Source organism: Paenibacillus sp. KS1 (genome assembly GCF_001680695.1).
GTDB classification, from domain to species: Bacteria; Bacillota; Bacilli; order Paenibacillales; family Paenibacillaceae; genus Paenibacillus_B; species Paenibacillus_B suaedae.
Map to the genome: position 1 here is coordinate 1 of NZ_MAIS01000282.1, position 682 is coordinate 682.

Below are 682 nucleotides of genomic sequence, written 5' to 3' on the forward strand. Positions count from 1 at the left end.
TTATCGTGATCTTTGTCCTCATTTCATTAATTTACTATCGTTGTGCAATTAGAGGCCCACTTGATCATGGTGAATTGAAGCGAATAGCAGAACAGCGGCTTGAGGAAGACTTTGGTATGAGATTTATAGCGGACAATGTTACTTATCGCCCAAATGAAAACCGCTCGTTTTATAAAGTAGTCCTTCATCCGGAGGGGCATGAGGAAGTTAGAGTGGATGTAAGCATTCCGACGGATACAGGGGATGAAATCATCTTTACCAGATGGTCAGGGAGGGGGAATAATTATGCAGATGTGTTATGGGGAGATTATGTGCGTTCCAATATCGAAGCAATTTTAAAAAGTATTTACGCCAATCAAGTTTTTTTTACAACAAAAATATTACTTTTTCAAAATCCTATGGGCGGTCTAGTAATACCGGATCCATATGGAGTAAGGGTTGGGAAAAATTATATAAAAGAGTCTGATGGAGCTCAATTCATAACCTCAGTTGCAATTTTTGTTAATAAAGCACAGTTTAAGAAAGATAATGAGTTATTTAAAATATATAAATTTTTACAAAAATTAAAAGAAGAGAATTTGGTAACAGATCATATTTTGAATATTTATATATTTAATCAAGGGACTCAAAACTATTTCAATAATCTTAATAAGGATGAATTTGAAGAAGTAATTAAAAAATA

The 682-nt window shown here is 33.3% G+C and carries 1 protein-coding gene; it reads left to right on the forward strand.

Features of this window, described 5'->3' with window-relative positions; all coding sequences use genetic code 11:
- Window positions 1–682 (forward strand): hypothetical protein (locus BBG47_RS28315; RefSeq protein ID WP_083189658.1); only part of this gene is annotated, 682 nt, incomplete at both ends.